Below are 17,208 nucleotides of genomic sequence, written 5' to 3'. Positions count from 1 at the left end.
TCCTTTTTTTATTTACAATGAGTGAATGGTTTCAATGATAGTATCTGGGCAATCATTTTCTATACCGTGACCAGCACCTTCAGCCAAAATGTATTGGCTGTTTATTGAGAGATTTAATTGTTCACGAATAAGTTCTTGCCACATATCTTCAAGTTGTGTAGCTTCTTCTTTTGGCATACCGCCCTCAATCAATTGAGCAATAGAATATTGAGGATCTCTACCGATAACGATTAATGGTATTTCTAATGTTTTATGTTGTTTTTTTATTGAGCGAGCACAATTTTTCCACTCGGACAGTTCAGAAGCTATCGCTTTATATAATGAAGGAGATGTAGAAAATTTGATATGCTGTTTTGTTGTATTGACGAGCATAGGTTTTAGTTCAGTATAAAGTGCGTCTGCATCCATGTTGGAGTAAGTATGATATTTGTGTAGCCAAATATCATCAGAATCAGTTTGATCTGAAACTGGTAAATGAAGCTCATCTAATCGGTGTAAGTTCATGGAAGTAGAATCAACTAAAATAAGTGCTTCAATTTGATTCGCATGTAATATCGCAAAATGTTGTGCGCATAAACCTCCATAGGAATGACCGATTAAAATGATTGGCTCATAAATATCTAGTTCATGTAGTAACATATGTAGTTCTTTTACAACTTGCATTGTTGTACGTCGATTAGTTCCTAGCTCACTTTTTCCGTAACCTGGGCGATGATATGAAATGACTGTAAATTTTTGTGAAAGCTTTTCTATAATAGGAAGCCAATCATAAAATGAGCAACTCATTCCTGTTTGAATGACTACAGTTTGTTTACTGTTACCTCTTATATATACTTCTACAGTTTGTCCAAATATCTCTATTGATCTATTAATAGTAATTCCCCCTAAGCTTGAAATACTTTTTGGCAAGTAAAGACGATACACCAGGCACATATGCCGAAGAGTATAGATGTACTAAGTGAAAAGGAGTTCTTTAAACCGATATAAACAATAAATAATAGTAGTGCGGATGCAGGAAATCCATATAATACGCCTAAAGCGAATTGACTTAATTCTTGTTTACTCCCACCTTCGAAAGAAATCCAAAATAGGCTTAGTAAACTAACGAGTGGAAGGGCAGCAATAAAGCCGCCTATCGTACTATAATGTTTAGCGACTTCAGTAATAACGCCGATAATAAGTGCCGAAACGATTACTTTAACGAGGAAATGCATATTTTGCCTCCTTCGCTAATAACGAAAAGGCTTTTTCAATTAATTGTTGTTCTTCTTTTGATAACTGTGATTCTAATATTTTTATCTTTTCTTTATCTAGTAAAGTATGCTTTTCTAATACTTCAATGCCTTCTTTCGTTAAAGTAAGGTTTACAACCCTTTCATCGTGTGTGTTTCTTTCTTTTATAATAAATCCTTTTTGAATAAGGCGCTTTACGTGTTCAGATGCTGTGTTATGAGAGAGACTAAGCTCAGTAGCAACTTTTCCAATTGTTATATCTTTCTCACGAGAAACGATTTGTAAAATACGAATAGCTTGGTGAGAAAGGTTGTCTTCATATTCATATCGTAAGTGATAATAAATACTTTCCCAATGTTGATTAATGTCTTTCATAATGATAAATCCTCCTATTTTTATATCGTATAGTAAGATATATTCGTTGATTCAGAAGTAAAATCCTTTTATTTTCAATAAAAATGTTGAAAAAGTTTATTTTTATTGAAATATAAGGTAATCTATGTGTAAAGGTATACATTTAGCAAGAGAGAGGATGATAGCTGTGAATACATTTAAATGGATTAGTCATGAAAAGATGTATGTAGATCAAATACATGTTGAAAAATGTGGTCCTCTTTCAGTCGGCGTATATGGAGGAAATCAAGAGAGTGATGCATATGAAAGAGGAGATGCAGTGCTAGCTTGGTGGGATCCGAAATTAGAATTTGAATTTGTTATGATTTTTGATACACATCATAAAACGAAAAATATACATTATATAATAGAAGCGATTTCAGAAAGAGAAGAAAAACTAAAAGAGTTATTTTCATACCCAATCCATTTAGCTTTTCATCATACACATATGTATTTATTAGCGTTATTTACAGATGAGCTCTTTATCGAGAAATGTGACCAAGATGATGAGGAACTTGCATGTTTAATTTGTTTACGAAAAGGCGAGTTCTTATATTGGCTATCAGTTGGTGATTGCTTCGCGTATTTATTCCATTCAGAGCAAACGGAAAATGGAAAAGGTAGGCTAAATAAGCGTAAGAACTATGAATACATAGGAAGAAAAAATGTTTTTGCAGCGAATACACCTTGCTTTACATCAGGGATAAGGGGATTAGAAAAAGGAACGAATCACATTGTAATGGCAACGGATGGTATTTTAGAATGTGATAAACGAAAGTTTGATGATGATCAATCTTTAGTAGAAATATTACACGACGGATCTTGTTTACAGATTGAGCCTGTATTAACAAATGTACTTCAGTGGAAAGGTAGAGATTGTGCCACTATTATTGGATGGTCCATCGATACTGAAAATAGACAATGTGCCAATTAATAAATGAAAGAGAGTTCAAGGTTTTTTGTCCTTGAACTCCTTTTTGTTAGGCAATATGAATATGATACGTTTTTAACCATTCATTTATTTGTAGCATATACTCCATAGCACTTCTTGCTTCAAAATTGGTAATCTCTTTGTTACTTTGATCAGCAATTGCAAGTAATATGGAATGGTTAATGAGTGAGAAAACAGGATTGTTTTTATTGCTGCACATATCAAGCGTTAAATTGCGGATTGTTTGTAAATAGTGTGGATCCTGTGAAGTAGGATAAGCGCTTTTTCTTCTATTTCGCACATCATCAGGTAAAGCCGGTTTCAGTGCTCTACGTAAAATACCTTTTTCAATATTATCAATACTTTTGACGTTAAAAGGTACGTTCCATAAATATTCAACTAATCTATAATCACAAAACGGTACACGAACTTCAAATCCGACAGCCATACTCATACGGTCTTTACGGTCGAGTAAGAATGGAAGGAATCGTGTTAAAAATAAATAAAACATTTGACGCTGTTTCGCTTCTTTTTTACTTTCACCTTCAAGAGTAGGTACTTCAAGAGCAGCCTCATGGAATCGTTTATTAATATACTGCTCAGGATTACATTGAGTTGTTACGTCGTTTAATAATAGAGAAGATGTGTTTTTCCAGTTTGTTAACCACGGAAACTTATCTACATATAATAGTTCTTCTTGATGAAACCAAGGATATCCCCCGAATACTTCATCAGCAGATTCTCCAGATAAAGCTACGGTTGCATCTTTTTTCATTTCGCAAAATAGTAAATAAAGTGAAGTTTCCATTTCGCCAGCACTGGGTAAATCTTTCGCGTGAAGGGGAACGAATAAGTGATTTGCTAACTCTTCAGCATTCACAATAATATCATGGTGCGATGTCCCTACATGTTCAGAAACGCGTTTTACCCAAGGAGCATCTAAACCAGTACGAGCAAATGTCAGCTCGAAATCTTTGGCGCTATTTACAAAGTCAACGGAATACGTATGAAGTGTTTTATTTTCCGCTGCAAATTCTTTCCCCGCTAGTGCAGTAATACCGCTAGAATCTAATCCTCCTGATAACATACAGACGAGGGGAACATCAGCAATTAATTGTCTTTTTACTGTATCTTGTAAGATAGATAAAATATGAGAAGATGTGTCTTGGGTAGAGTCTGTATGGATCTTACTTTCTAAATTCCAATACTTCTTAACTACTTTTTTATCACGTGTGAATGTTATAGAATGTCCAGCACGAACTTCTTGAATATGTTTAAAGACGCCACATCCTGGAGTTCGAAATAAGCCTAATCCAAATATTTCATTTATTCCATCCGCATCAATTTCAGCAGGAACAGATGGATGAGCTAATAACGCTTTTATTTCAGATCCGAAAATAATACTGTCATTTCTTTCCGTATAAAAAAGTGGTTTTACACCTAAATGATCGCGTGCTAAAAATAATTGTTGCTTCTGATCATCCCATAAGGCGAAAGCGAAAATTCCGTTTAAATGTTGTACGCAGTCTTCTTTCCATTCTAAATAAGCATGTAGTAACACTTCTGTATCTGAATGAGTTTCAAATGCATGCCCACATTTTTGAAGCTGCTCTCTCAGCTCACGAAAATTATAAATTTCTCCATTATAAGTAAGAGCATACGTATAATCACCGGCACGGAATGTTTTTGGCTGCGTCCCGCCTTCTGGGTCAATAACAATTAAACGCCGGTGTGCAAAGGCCGCATGAGGTGAAAACCAAAATCCTTCAGCATCAGGACCACGATGCTGAATACTATTTGCCATCTTTTCTAAAATAACATGTTCATTTGAAAGATCCTTTTTCCAATCTACCCAACCTGTAATTCCACACATACATATCTCATCTCCTAATTTAAAATAGTAGATTAACGAAATAAAATGTACACAAAGTTAAAAAGTGACTATATAAATAGTGTACTACATTAATTAATTTGCAGACTTGAGAAAATTTTCTTTGAATACATAGTTATGTGAGACAATAGCTAAGGGAAAGTATTCCATTACATACAAAAAATAAAAAAGATGAGAGAAAATATTTTTTTAGACGTTATATAGGGTGTAAAAGCTTTTACAAAAAAATAAGGGGAATCGCTACATGAAATCAAATGAGAAAAATTTTATAAAAAGATTACAGCGGCAGAAGGAAGATGCGCTAGAATTTGTTGTCGATGCATACTTACCACTCATAAAAGGAATCACGCACAAAGTTCTTCTTCCAGTTCAAAATGATGGACTCATAGAGGAATGTGTAAACGATATATTTCTTTCCATTTGGAATAATGCAAAGAAATTTCATGGAGAGCCGAATGATTTTAAAAAATGGATTGCAGCGATTGCAAAGTTTAAGGCGATTGATTATTACCGGAAAGCGACTAGAACAGTAGAAATTATTTCAGATGAGTTTCATATTAGTACAGAAAAATCGGCAGAAGATGAATTAATCGTTATGGAAGATAGGGAAGAGTTATTGAAGCTTATTAATCAATTAGAACCGTTAGATCAAAAGGTGTTCATTATGAAATATCTTCTCGGTATGAAGACAGAGGAAATCGGTGACAAGTTAGGATTAACTCGAGCAGCGATCGATAATCGTGTGTACCGGGGAAAAAAGAAACTACAACAAAATGCTACGAATATTAGTTTTGGAGGTAGTGCAATATGAAAGACATTTATGAACTATTAAATGACATTGATATAGATGAAAAAGAACTTGAGGAAATTGAGGCTTCTGAAATTGAAAAAGAAAAAGTAAAACGTAATGTAAAACAATCGATACGTATGAAGAAAAAGATGAAAAGTTGGAAAAAGGGTGTCGCTGCTGCATCTATTTTAGTAGGGTTATCAGTTGCAACGCTTGGTATTGGGTTTCCTACATATGCTGGGGGATTGCCAATTGTAGGTGACATATTCCGCTTTTTAGATAACGGTAGAACAGGATTATATGAAAACTATAAAGAGTTTTCGACTGAATTGAATATGACGAGAGAGAGTAATGGGGTTAAGGTTACAATTAATGATGTAATTTCTGATGGCAGAACATTATCTATAACGTATTCACTGGAAAGTGAGCAAGACTTAGGAGATGATCCTATCATATTAGGCGGATTGGATATAATGGACGCTCATGGTAGTTCAGGAAGTGGGAAAATGACTAAAGTTACTGAAAAAAAGTATGTAGGTATGGTAACAACGACGCACCATGATAGTAATAAAAAGGACAAAGTAAACTTTAGATGGAATATAGAGGGAATAGAGATGCCAGATAGGAAAAAATCAATACAAGGTAATTGGAATTTCGCGTTAACTGTAAAATCAGTGGATAGTAAAGAGAGAACAATTAGTGGGAGTTCGGAAAAGGAAGGTATAAAAGCAAATATGGAAAAGGTAGCAATGTCGCCGGTTTCATTTATTCTTTATTATAATCAAGAAGTTTCTAAGGGTGCGAGGAAAGAATGGGATAGTGTAGATGTTGAATTGACGGTTAAGGATGATTTAGGGAATGATTATTCGGGTGAAGGAAATGGGGGAAGTGGCAACGATCCTTACAATATTCGATGGAGTGCTACATTCCAAAAGTTGAACGAAAATGCAACAAAGCTTATCGTTACACCTCGTGTACACTTGCGAGTTCATACACCTGAAAATCATGGTGGAGTGGAATATGTGAATGGAAAAGAGAAGAAAATTGAAGTGCCGAAAAAAGAAGCGAAGAGTAAAGATATTGTTCTAGATGATATTGTAATTGATTTAAAGAAATAAAAGAGAGACTGCCTAAAAACATTAGGCAGTCTCTTTTTCGTTAAGAATTAGTAACGAGTAACGCATGCGGATGCTGCGTTTTATATTCATCTTTCCACGGAATATTTAGTTGTTCCCACGATTCGCCGCTATCATTGGATTGAAAGACGCCATTATTATTTAAAGTATAAAACGTATGTGGTTCTGCTGGATTTGTAGCAAACATCGAAATGACTGTACCAATTGCAGATGGTAGTCCTTGCTGCACTTGCTCGAACGGAGTATCTTTCGTTTTCCGATAAATATAAGATTCATAAGGAATACGGTGATGAGCAAGGTCGGCACTTGGTGCGGCAGAAACGAGAATTGTATCGCAATCAGCCGGATCGATAGCCATGCTGTATAAATAATGATGTTCAAGTCCTTCACTGCATGAGATCCAGCTGTTTCCGCTATTATAACTTTCAAGGTATGCGCGATCAGGTCCGCCCATAAATCCGTCACCACATGATGCATAAAGGCGATTTGGAGCTTCAGGGTGCATAAGCAGTTGATGAGCATCAATAGGAGCACCGAATTTTTTATCAATCCAAGTATGCCCTCTATCATTACTTTGAATAACAGCACCAGCTTCAATTGAAACATGGATTGTATTTGGAGTGTTTGGATCAACTGTAATCCAGCGAACGTGATGGGTGAAAGGTCTAGGCGGAAAAGCCCACGTATAAGAAGATAATAATGATTTCATATTTTTAAGTTCAGTCCACGTTTCACCACCATTTTCTGAACGGAATAAAGCACTAGGCTCTGTACCTACATAAACGACACCATATCCGTTAATTTGTTCATTAGGGCTTATCGTAATGGAAGTAATCGAAGAATGTAAAATACCATCCTCTTTAGGGAAATCAAAGTAACGATATGAATCTCCAATTGGTCTCCACGAATCCCCGCCATCGTCACTTAGCCATAAACCTCGTCCAAATGTGCCGCAATAAACACGATTTGTTTGGAATGGATCAACCACAATACAGGTAGGTTGCATATTTTGTAAATGATATGTGGTTTCATAGTTACCATATTGTTCTTTTACTACAACAAGTTCACGCTCCATGCAGAGAAATAGTCGTTTCAATTTTGTAACCCCCTTAAAAATTCTTTCATTAGTAAACAATATGAAAATAAAAAAGAAGTAGTCTTGTTTTTAGTTGAGAAAAAGGACTTGTTTGAAAAGTAGCGAAGTTTGTATACAGAGGAAGCGGGATAAAGTGAAACTTTAATCAGTGGGGTATTGTTCATCTTCTACGGATTAGTAGCATTCACTATCGGGCGTTAATGGGGGATAAAGATAGGGAATGTGTTTCATACTAACATACAGATATTACACTTAAAGGAGCATTTGTATGGGACACTCACATGATCACGGTCATTCAAAAAATAAAAAGGCGTTATTAATTGCCTTCTTATTAACAACAAGCTTTATGATTGCTGAAGTTATTGGCGGATTTGTAACAAATAGCTTAGCACTATTGTCTGACGCAGGGCATATGTTAAGTGATGCAGTATCTCTCGCTTTAAGTTTACTTGCGTTCAAGCTTGGGGAAAAAACGGAAACGGCCGCGAAAACATATGGGTATAAGCGAGTCGAAATGTTAGCGGCATTATGTAATGGTGTCGTTCTTATTGTCGTTTCAGTATATATTTTTATTGAAGCAATTCGTCGTTTTAAGGAACCAGTTGAAATCGCTAGTAATGGAATGCTCATTATTGCTGTGCTTGGTCTGCTTATTAATATTGTATCAGCTTGGATATTAATGAGAGGCGGAGATGTGAAAGGTAATTTAAATTTAAGAAGTGCGTTCTTACATGTACTAGGCGATTTATTAGGTTCAGTTGGAGCGATTATTGCTGCGTTACTTATTAAATTTTTTGGATGGACTGCTGCAGATGCGGTTGCTAGTATTCTTGTGTCTATTTTAGTCATTATAAGTGGATGGCGTGTAACACGTGATACAGTTCATATATTAATGGAAGGTGCACCGCAGCACATAGATGCTCAAGAGGTGAAAAATACATTATTAAATATTACTATTGTAAAAGAAGTTCATGATTTACATATATGGTCTGTAACATCAGATTTTCAAGTATTAACTTGTCATCTTATTATCGAAGGTAATGAAACGCAAAGCGTATTGAAAGAAGCAACGGATGTATTAAAGGGGAAATTTCATGTAGAACATGTCACCATTCAAGTTGAAATAGAAGGTGAATTTAACCATAATGAGACAACTTGCAAAGTATGAAAGAAAAAGGGTATGAAAAAGTGTCATAACATTTTTCGCGTGGCATACATATATATAATGTGGCCACAAATACTTTGTAAGGTAAATATTTCATAAGATTACTTTACTTATTAAGAATCATCTTTTATAATCAAAAGTGGTAATTGATAAAGATTATCATTTTCAATGATCGTAGAAAGGAGTTTTTTAAAAGATGAGTAGTCAACTCCGTTTTGCTGTTGAAAATCGTAAGAGACATTTAATTGATGAGTTAATTGGAGCAGGGGTGTTTAAGATTCGCGACCGACAATTATACGAGCTGTCTTTAGAGGAATTGGAAAAAGAGTACGAGCATATTGAAGATTACGCAAATATTCAGGCATAGCATATAGATTATTAAAGAAGGAGCTGGTTACACTTTTGTGTAACCAGCTTTATTATTTCATAGAAATTATTTTTTGTATTTCTTTCATTGGACGGAGCCAGTTTTGAGACATCATTTGTTCCATTCGTTTTTCATCCTGTTTTTGTAGTGCTTGAATTATAGAGTGATGTTCTTTAATAGATTGACTTGCAGGCACGAAGTTTTGGAAAAATAAATATTCAAGGCGTAAAATGTGAAGTTGCATATTTTCTAGAAAAGGTTCAATATATCGGTTTTTAGCAATAGAAGTAATTGTATTGTGAAATCGTATATCTAGTTCTAAAGCTTTTTTTGAATCTTTTTCATGTGTAGATTGTTGAAAAGCATCATTTATCTCGGAAAGTAGTTTAATATCAGCGTCTGTAACTTTTTGAAGTGCTTGCTTTCCTATAATTGAGTGAAGACCAGCTATCGTCTCATAAATGATAGATACGTCGTCTAACTTAATAGGCGCGATTTTCGTTTTTTGCCCAGGTACCATTTCAACTAATCCAGAAAGCTCTAAAATTTGTAAAGCTTCTCTAACAGGTGTTCTGCTTACTCCTAGTGCTTCTGCCAATTCCCCATCATTTATTTTCTCATCAGGTCGTAAAACACCTTCTATAATCCAATCTTGCAGTTGATTTAAAACGAGTGACTTTGCTGAAACTCTTCCTGGTTTTTTATAATTTGGAGGGACAGGCATAGTGAATTCAATCCTTTCATTGTATATGTTTCTTTTTCGTATTAACAAGCTTTAATTTTGGTTTTCCTTTATCCGGTTTTTGGCTTAATATGAGCACCATTACAATTACACAAAAAGCACCTAATAACTGAAAAGATTGAAACGGTACGTGCAAAATAAGCACAGAAGAAATAATAGCTGCGAGTGGTTCTGTACAGCCAAATAATGTTGTTTCTTTAGGCGTAAGGTATCTTATGCTATCTAAGTATAAATAAAATGCGATGAGTGTCCCGAAAATGACGACAAATGTAATGAGCGGGAGGGTACTTAGTTTTACATATTTCATAGTTGATAATAAAATGAATTCGTTTGTGGAAATAAAGTGTAAAATCGTTACGCCAATCCCCCCAATGATCATCCCCCATCCAACGATAACGGATGAAGACCACTTTTCTAACAATTCTTTTGAATACAAACTATAAAATGCAAGAGATAGTCCAGATAAAATGCCCCAAATGATAGCAGGTGTAGATACAGCTAAGTTATGAACAGAACCGTTTGTTAATAGGAGAAAAGTCCCTATTAATGAGAGGGTAATTGAAATATAATCAATTTTTGATGGACGAACGCTCCATTTGAAAAGTAAGTATACAGTGATAAATATAGGGGCTAAATATTGTAACAAAGTTGCAACAGCAGCGTTTCCTTCTTTAATAGAAGCGAAGTACGTGTACTGTACAGCAAGCATGCCTAAAAGACCGAACAAAATTATCTTATTTGCATCAGACTTTTGTTTCCAAATTCCAAATATTTCTTTTTTGTTCGCTCCGAATGATGACATAATGAGCAAAATAGCACCGGATATAAGCAAACGGATTGTAACTAACCATTCAGTAGAAACGTTTTCATATTGAAAAAGTTGTTGCGCAGCTGTTCCGGATAAGCCCCATAAACAAGCACCGATTACAACCATAATAATTCCTTTTAAACGATTTGAATCCATAAAATATATAAGTCCTCCTTTTTAAAAAAATATATTGGATACAATATGCAATATATCACAGAATGGAATATCAATAAACTGAAATTTCTAATTAAAAATAAAATTGTTTATCCCGCATTAGCGGGCAGTAAGACTCCCACCTTGAAATTCGGCGAATGCGAGGAAGTTAGGTGGGAGTCGTGCTGCTCGTAAAAGTCCAATTGGTGAGGGCTAATAATCAGTGGAGGATGGAAAAACCCCTACTGATTAAAGTTTCATTTTATTAAGAACGATCATCTTTTTTGTGTATAGTAAAATATCGTAGGGGGGAGTTATATGCTAGCAGGATTTTTGGTTTGTTTATTTGTTGGATTACTTATCATTTTTTTAGGGTATCAAATACATGTGAAAAAGAGATTGTTTTTGTTGGCAGGCTATCAGGAAGAAACGTTTGTTGGAGATAAAAATAAATTAGCGAAGCTTTCAGGTGTGTTTTCCTATATAGTCGGAGTTGCTACTATACTATTACCGTTTGGCTTAGAAAAAATAGGTGATGTAGTTGGTATCGTATATGCTATCTTAATTGTTTTAGGTACAATTGTGTTTCTTATTAAAGCAAATATGTTAAATAAGAGTACTACAAAGTGAAAAAGGCTCCATGCTACGGAAGCCTTTTTATTATGAAGTGAAAGTAAAAGCCGGAATAGGATCAACAAATGTATTTCAATCTTGTTTCATTTCTTTTTCTGTTAATAGAACGATTCATATCGATGCCGATAAATACAAGTTCAGTTATTTGATCTCCATATCGTTCATCCAAGTTTTTCAATGCTTCTGGTTCTAAGGAATGCTATTTCCACTTGTGAAAATAAGTAAAGTAGAGAAGATTAAGAAGCCAGCAAATCCATATGTATATGATGCTTTACCCCAATAAGAATGGGGTAATTCTTCATCTTTTTGTGAAATATAATCATAATCGCGACGCCCAAAAAATAAAGATAAGAGTAATTTGGTTTGTTAAAAATATGCGTATAAGGAGATATGAGATGAATTGGGTTACTCATAAACCATCATTTGAATTTGATAATTTTAGCCATATTATTCGATCGCAATCTGCTTGGAGCGGGCATTTGGATTTCGCATATGATTTAGTACGATTTGAAAAGCCAGGAACTTTAGTTGAGCTAGGCACACATTTAGGTGCTTCCTTTTTTAGTTTTTGCCAGGGGGTAAAAGATGGAGGATTATCGACTAAATGTTTTGCAGTAGATACTTGGGCTGGAGACGGGCATACAGGTTCATATGGAGAAGGGATTTTTCATATAGTAGAAAAAGTTGTGAATATTTGTTACCCTAATATAGGAAATCTAATTCGATCTACTTTTGATGAGGCTCTGGATCAGTTTCAAGATGAAACGATAAATCTTTTGCATATTGATGGCTATCATACGTATGAAGCTGTTTCTCATGATTATAAAACATGGTTACCTAAAGTTGCGAAAAACGGTATTGTATTATTTCATGATATTGAAGTTAAAAACGGTGATTTCGGTGTGTATAAGTTTTGGGATGAGGTCAAGGTGAAACACCCTCATTTTCAGTTTGGGCATTCATATGGACTAGGAGTTTTATTTCCGAAAGGTTGTAGCGATAAGTTTTCGGAAATACTTAAAAATAAAGAAGAGATACAAAATATGTATAAATAAAAGAGGGGCATGCATCGATTAAATGATGTGTGCTCTTTTTTTATGTGGAAATATATTATTACATATGAGGTGAAAGCGGTAGTAAAAAGTTTTGTTGAGGCAAATATTAAAAAGGTTATTATGGGTTAATAATTAGTGGGGATGGATAAAACCCTCATTGATTAAAGTTTTATTTCATTAGGTGCTTTTATCTAAATAAATAAAAATACAACATTTTTTATATTTTTCATTGCGAAAAGCGCAATCTACTTTTACAATAGAAAGGGTTGTGAATATATTATACTGAAAAAATAAATCGAAATAATATGAAAATTTTGTTTTGTCTTCGCTAATTGTATACTACATACACGTAAGACGACATACATCATGTTATCGACTTGTAAGGAGAGAAAAAAATGAAAAGTGTAAGATTACCATCGATGCTAGAAATTATTATTCTTTTATGCCTATTTCTTGCTGTCGTCTTTTCCTTCCAAACGATTTTTGATCTCCCAATTCAATTAGCGCTATTTATTTCATGGTTTTTAGTTATTGCGCTTGGATTAAGATTAGGATTTCGTTATCAAGAATTGCAAGATGCAATTACGAAAGGGATTTCTAATGGATTAGAAGCAATTCTTATTTTAGTTGCAGTTGGGGCTTTAATTGGAACGTGGATTGCTGGTGGGGTTGTACCTACATTAATTTATTATGGATTAGAATTCATTCACCCTAGCATATTCTTATTGGCAACTTTAATTATTTGTTCAATCACTTCTATCGCGACAGGAACATCATGGGGAACAGTTGGAACTGCAGGTATTGCTATGATGGCGATAGGTGAAGGGCTTGGATTACCACTTCCGCTTGTTGCGGGTGCAGTTCTTTCAGGAGCTTATTTTGGAGATAAATTATCACCACTTTCTGATAGCACAGTTCTTGCAGCGTCTATGGCGAAAGTAGATGTTATTGCTCACGTTCGAGCTATGCTCGTATTAGACGTTCCAGCTTATATTATTACCGGCATTATGTTTACTGTTGCTGGATGGATGTATGGCGGGGATAATGTAGATTTAAATAGAGTAGAGTTTTTAAAAGAAGCTTTATTAAAGCACTTTGATATTAAAATATGGATGCTTGTTCCAGCGGTAATTGTTATTGTGCTATTGGCGATGAAGAAACCATCTATGCCAACAATTGCTATGGGAGCTTTAATTGGTGCAATTTGGGCAACACTTTTCCAAGGAATGCACTTTGGAGAGGCAATTGGAACAGCATATAACGGATTCTCAATTCAATCTGGTGTCGAGTTTGTCGATAAGTTATTAAACCGTGGTGGAATTAACGGTATGCTTAGTTCAGTAGCCGTTATTATTTTTGGCTTAGGTTTTGGTGGATTACTTGAAAAGCTAGGTGTTTTAAAAGTAATCGTATCAAAATTTGAGAAGAAATTAAATTCTGCAGGTAATGTAACATTGTCTACATTAATCGTGGCATTCTTAGCTAATGTATTTGGTTGTGCGATGTACGTATCACTTATTTTAACACCGAAAATTATGGAAGATAGCTATGATAAATTAAAAATAGATCGCCGTGTATTAGCGCGTAACTCAGAAGTAGGTGGAACGTTAACTTCTGGTATGGTTCCATGGTCTGATAATGGTATTTTTATGGCTGGTATTTTAGGTGTATCAACATTATCATACGTTCCATTTATGTGGCTAAGCTTCGTATCACTCATTTTAGCAGTTATTTATGGATATACAGGCAAGTTCATTTGGTATGTAGATGATGCGGATAAAGGAAAGCAAGCATCATAAAAAAATTACCTTCTGCGGTGGCGGAAGGTAATTTTTTTTATATGTATCAATGAGAATTCTTATCATTTGATGGAAAGTCTGTTAAAATAAAAGATGTAGGTATTTTATTTTCAAGGGGATGAAAAAATGGAGTACAGAATTGAAAGAGATACATTAGGAGAAATGAAAGTTCCAGCTGATAAATTATGGGCAGCACAAACACAGCGTAGTAAGGAAAATTTTTCGATTGGAACAGAGCATATGCCGCTTGAAATTGTAAAAGCATTTGCGATTTTAAAGAAGAGTGCAGCGATTAGCAATCAAAAATTAGGGAAGTTATCAGAAGAAAAAGCACAAGCAATTGCGGAAGCTGCTGATGAAGTTATCGCAGAAAAATGGAATGAACATTTTCCACTTGTCGTATGGCAAACAGGTAGTGGTACACAATCGAATATGAATGTAAATGAAGTAATTGCAAACCGTGGTAATCAAATTTTGAAAGAAAAGGGATCTGACGTACATATTCATCCGAATGATGACGTGAACATGTCTCAAAGTTCAAATGATACGTTCCCAACAGCACTTCATGTAGCGTGTGTAATTGCGGTAGAAAATCATGTATTGCCAGCTATTACAAAACTAAAAGAAACATTAGCAGAAAAAGTAACTGCATTTGAACATATTATTAAAATCGGCCGTACGCATTTACAAGATGCAACACCTTTAACGTTAGGACAAGAAATTAGTGGATGGCACCGTATGCTTGAAAAAACAGAGCGTATGATTGCAGATAGCAATACATATATGAAAGAATTAGCAATTGGTGGTACTGCGGTTGGCACTGGAATTAATGCGCACCCTAAATTTGGTGAGATGGTAGCAGAAGAAATTAGTCTGTTTACAGGTAAACAATTTGTTTCTGCACCAAATAAATTCCATGCGTTAACGAGCCATGATGAAGTTGTATTTGCACACGGAGCATTAAAAGCATTAGCTGCCGATTTAATGAAGATTGCTAACGATGTGCGTTGGCTTGCAAGTGGTCCGCGTAGTGGTCTTGGGGAAATTATTATTCCTGCAAATGAACCAGGAAGCTCTATTATGCCAGGGAAAGTAAATCCAACGCAAAGCGAAGCGCTAACAATGGTTGTAGCACAAGTTATGGGGAATGACACAACAATTGGATTTGCTGCGAGCCAAGGTAATTTTGAGCTAAACGTATTCAAACCAGTTATCGCTTACAACTTCCTGCAATCTGCTCACTTATTAGCTGATGCAACCGTTTCATTTAATGATAAATGTGCAGTTGGTATTGAAGCAGATGAAGAAGTAATTAATGAAAATGTAAATCGTTCATTAATGCTTGTAACCGCACTAAACCCACATATCGGGTATGAAAATGCCGCGAAAATTGCAAAGCATGCCCATAAAGATGGATTAACTTTAAAAGAAGCAGCACTGCAATCAGGATTACTAACAGAAGAGCAATTTGATGAAATTGTAGACCCGAAAAAAATGATTGCTCCGAAAGAATAATAGAAGAGGCCAAGGTTCTTAATTTAGAATCTTGGCTTTTTTATCCCGCTATTTGCCGGGCAGTAAAACTCCCACCTCAAAATTCGGCTGGAGCAAAGAAGTTAGGTGGGAGTCGGGCTGCCCGTAAACGCCTTCACTTTATCGCATATTAATTTTTAATTCCTTGTGGAAAAGTAAATACGCATAAAGGGTCATATTTTTTACTGATTTTTCTTAATTTTTTCGCGTGTGTTCCGTAATAAGCGTTCATATAATCTTTCAAATCGCTGTATGGGAAATTGACGAACGAGCCTTCTGTTATGGATTCTATATAGTCAAATCGTTTTTCTAACCATTGGGAGTTATCCTTTTTAAAGATTGGATCTTCCCATATAGATTGAATGCCGATAATATAATGTGCATCACGGTAATAAAAAGCGGTCGCATCTTTATCTACATCCTGAACTTTTCCTCCAAGTGGATAGAGGCTTAAAGCTGCAAAAATACTGCCGGAAGCTCTATCTTCAATAAGACTAATAATTTTTTCGATTTCTTCCTCGTTATATTGTTTATGAACGAACCGGCCTGTAGATTTAAATTGTTCATACGGTGGATATGAAGATTGTACAATGTCCATTGCTTCAAAAAAACTGATATATTGTAAATTCACCTTCACCCCGTTTATATTGATTAAATCTTGTAAAATGAATGCTGCATCTTCAGGGGTACCGTAATATAAACCCCGTCCATATATTGCAAGTCCTTCCGCAGCAGAGCTATATATGCTCGCACCAATGGTCATTTTACTATTTAAATTTACTAGCCAGCTTTGCCATGTGTGAAGAAATTCCTTTTGGATGTCTACTGAAGCGTTAGGCCAATATAGTTCAACGAAAGTAACTTTATCAACTATTGGAGGGAGCTTAAAAGTTAGCGAAACAACGATGCCAAAATTCCCGCCACCTGCCCCGCGACAAGCCCAAAATAAGTCTTTATGGCAAGTTTCATTAGCTGTAATTATTTTACCTTTATAGTCAATTAATTCTAACTCTATTAAATTGTCGCAACCAAGGCCGAAATACCTACTAGAATAACCCCAACCTCCGCCTAAAGTGTATCCACTTACTCCAACAGTTGGACAAGTTCCTCCTGGAAATGGATAACCTTTTGAAGAGATAAAGTCATAGATTTGTTTATTTTGAACACCACCTTGAATGACTAATGTATTTTTATGTTCATTAAGCTGCATACAGTTCATTTTACTTATATCAATTACGAGGACGTTGTTGTCGACAGAATATCCTTCATAATGGTGTCCACTAGAACGAATGCGAATAGAAATTTCATTTTTTCTCGCCCAAATAATCGCATTACTAACATCCCATTTCGTAAAACAATAAATGATAGCTAAAGGAAACTTTTGAATAGCTCGATTCCATTCTTGTCTAGCTTCCTCGTACTCACAATCATATCTTGTAATAATTTCACCTGTTAATCCTTCATAACTTAACTCATACATAAT

At 35.1% G+C, this 17,208-nt stretch carries 17 protein-coding genes and 2 pseudogenes; 10 read left to right on the top strand and 9 right to left on the bottom strand.

The window, feature by feature from the left end; all coding sequences use genetic code 11:
• Positions 1-12: 12 nt before the first annotated feature.
• The 3 genes from MKX77_RS15620 to MKX77_RS15610 are packed head-to-tail and all read right to left on the bottom strand — an operon-like array spanning position 13 to position 1,608.
• The gene (locus MKX77_RS15620) at positions 13-933 is read right to left on the bottom strand and encodes an alpha/beta fold hydrolase (protein ID WP_341307176.1); all 921 of its coding nucleotides are present in this window, start codon (positions 931-933) and stop codon (positions 13-15) included.
• The gene (locus MKX77_RS15615) at positions 885-1,214 is read right to left on the bottom strand and encodes a DUF3147 family protein (RefSeq protein ID WP_002086410.1); all 330 of its coding nucleotides are present in this window, start codon (positions 1,212-1,214) and stop codon (positions 885-887) included. Before MKX77_RS15615 ends, MKX77_RS15620 begins: the two co-directional genes overlap by 49 nt.
• Complete coding sequence (locus tag MKX77_RS15610; protein WP_341307175.1) at positions 1,198-1,608, bottom strand: MarR family winged helix-turn-helix transcriptional regulator; 411 nt, start codon at positions 1,606-1,608, stop codon at positions 1,198-1,200. The genes MKX77_RS15615 and MKX77_RS15610 overlap by 17 nt, the downstream gene beginning before the upstream one ends.
• A 124-nt stretch (positions 1,609-1,732) precedes the next feature.
• Here MKX77_RS15610 and MKX77_RS15605 point away from each other — a divergent pair, with 124 nt between their 5' ends.
• Positions 1,733-2,560: a protein phosphatase 2C domain-containing protein gene (locus tag MKX77_RS15605; RefSeq protein ID WP_341307174.1), complete on the top strand. Its 828-nt coding sequence runs from the start codon at positions 1,733-1,735 to the stop codon at positions 2,558-2,560.
• A 46-nt stretch (positions 2,561-2,606) separates the two neighbouring features.
• Here the strand turns inward: MKX77_RS15605 and asnB are convergent, their stop codons facing one another.
• Complete coding sequence (gene asnB / locus MKX77_RS15600; protein ID WP_341307173.1) at positions 2,607-4,430, bottom strand: asparagine synthase (glutamine-hydrolyzing); 1,824 nt, start codon at positions 4,428-4,430, stop codon at positions 2,607-2,609.
• 262 nt (positions 4,431-4,692) lie between these two features.
• Between asnB and MKX77_RS15595 the strand changes: the two genes are divergently transcribed.
• Together MKX77_RS15595 and MKX77_RS15590 are read left to right on the top strand one after the other, a co-directional pair.
• Complete coding sequence (locus MKX77_RS15595) at positions 4,693-5,259, top strand: sigma-70 family RNA polymerase sigma factor (RefSeq protein ID WP_341307172.1); 567 nt, start codon at positions 4,693-4,695, stop codon at positions 5,257-5,259.
• Positions 5,256-6,356 carry a DUF4179 domain-containing protein gene (locus MKX77_RS15590; RefSeq protein ID WP_341307171.1) on the top strand — a complete coding sequence of 367 codons (1,101 nt, stop codon included), beginning with the start codon at positions 5,256-5,258 and terminating at the stop codon, positions 6,354-6,356. Before MKX77_RS15595 ends, MKX77_RS15590 begins: the two co-directional genes overlap by 4 nt.
• Before the next feature lie 40 nt (positions 6,357-6,396).
• Here MKX77_RS15590 and MKX77_RS15585 read toward each other — a convergent pair whose 3' ends face one another.
• The gene (locus MKX77_RS15585) at positions 6,397-7,470 is read right to left on the bottom strand and encodes a glycosyl hydrolase (RefSeq protein WP_341307170.1); all 1,074 of its coding nucleotides are present in this window, start codon (positions 7,468-7,470) and stop codon (positions 6,397-6,399) included.
• 268 nt (positions 7,471-7,738) lie between these two features.
• Here MKX77_RS15585 and MKX77_RS15580 point away from each other — a divergent pair, with 268 nt between their 5' ends.
• Positions 7,739-8,638, top strand: coding sequence for a cation diffusion facilitator family transporter (locus tag MKX77_RS15580; RefSeq protein ID WP_341307169.1), 900 nt, complete (start codon positions 7,739-7,741; stop codon positions 8,636-8,638).
• A gap of 193 nt (positions 8,639-8,831) precedes the next feature.
• Complete coding sequence (fbpA, locus tag MKX77_RS15575) at positions 8,832-9,002, top strand: Fur-regulated basic protein FbpA (protein WP_002012091.1); 171 nt, start codon at positions 8,832-8,834, stop codon at positions 9,000-9,002.
• Positions 9,003-9,054: 52 nt separating this feature from the next.
• Here the strand turns inward: fbpA and MKX77_RS15570 are convergent, their stop codons facing one another.
• Positions 9,055-9,726, bottom strand: a complete 672-nt coding sequence (locus tag MKX77_RS15570) for a GntR family transcriptional regulator (RefSeq protein ID WP_341307168.1) — start codon at positions 9,724-9,726, stop codon at positions 9,055-9,057.
• A gap of 16 nt (positions 9,727-9,742) precedes the next feature.
• Entirely contained in the window at positions 9,743-10,708 is a 966-nt protein-coding gene (locus tag MKX77_RS15565; protein ID WP_341307167.1) for a DMT family transporter, read from the bottom strand.
• A gap of 315 nt (positions 10,709-11,023) precedes the next feature.
• Here MKX77_RS15565 and MKX77_RS15560 point away from each other — a divergent pair, with 315 nt between their 5' ends.
• Positions 11,024-11,335 carry a DUF3784 domain-containing protein gene (locus MKX77_RS15560; protein WP_002064702.1) on the top strand — a complete coding sequence of 104 codons (312 nt, stop codon included), beginning with the start codon at positions 11,024-11,026 and terminating at the stop codon, positions 11,333-11,335.
• Between the two features lie 75 nt (positions 11,336-11,410).
• On the opposite strand, the pseudogene MKX77_RS15555 reads toward MKX77_RS15560, so the two are convergent.
• Positions 11,411-11,528: pseudogene (locus MKX77_RS15555) on the bottom strand (GTP-binding protein); the annotation flags it as partial.
• Positions 11,529-11,531: 3 nt separating this feature from the next.
• On the opposite strand from MKX77_RS15555, the pseudogene MKX77_RS15550 reads away from it, so the two are divergent.
• The 4 genes and pseudogenes from MKX77_RS15550 to fumC all read left to right on the top strand — a co-directional run.
• Positions 11,532-11,621 (top strand): annotated as a pseudogene (locus tag MKX77_RS15550) (TIGR03943 family putative permease subunit); the annotation flags it as partial.
• A gap of 112 nt (positions 11,622-11,733) precedes the next feature.
• Positions 11,734-12,393, top strand: coding sequence for a class I SAM-dependent methyltransferase (locus tag MKX77_RS15545; RefSeq protein ID WP_341307166.1), 660 nt, complete (start codon positions 11,734-11,736; stop codon positions 12,391-12,393).
• A gap of 395 nt (positions 12,394-12,788) precedes the next feature.
• Complete coding sequence (gene nhaC / locus MKX77_RS15540) at positions 12,789-14,192, top strand: Na+/H+ antiporter NhaC (RefSeq protein ID WP_341307165.1); 1,404 nt, start codon at positions 12,789-12,791, stop codon at positions 14,190-14,192.
• Between the two features lie 126 nt (positions 14,193-14,318).
• Positions 14,319-15,707, top strand: a complete 1,389-nt coding sequence (gene fumC / locus MKX77_RS15535; protein WP_341307164.1) for a class II fumarate hydratase — start codon at positions 14,319-14,321, stop codon at positions 15,705-15,707.
• Between the two features lie 148 nt (positions 15,708-15,855).
• Here the strand turns inward: fumC and MKX77_RS15530 are convergent, their stop codons facing one another.
• The gene (locus MKX77_RS15530) at positions 15,856-17,205 is read right to left on the bottom strand and encodes an FAD-dependent oxidoreductase (RefSeq protein ID WP_341307163.1); all 1,350 of its coding nucleotides are present in this window, start codon (positions 17,203-17,205) and stop codon (positions 15,856-15,858) included.
• Positions 17,206-17,208 lie beyond the last annotated feature (3 nt).

This window comes from Bacillus sp. FSL R9-9410 (assembly GCF_038050385.1).
In the GTDB taxonomy this organism is placed as follows: domain Bacteria; phylum Bacillota; class Bacilli; order Bacillales; family Bacillaceae_G; genus Bacillus_A; species Bacillus_A cereus_U.
The sequence above is the reverse complement of the archived record's forward strand: the minus strand, read 5'-3'. Positions and strand labels throughout refer to the sequence as shown.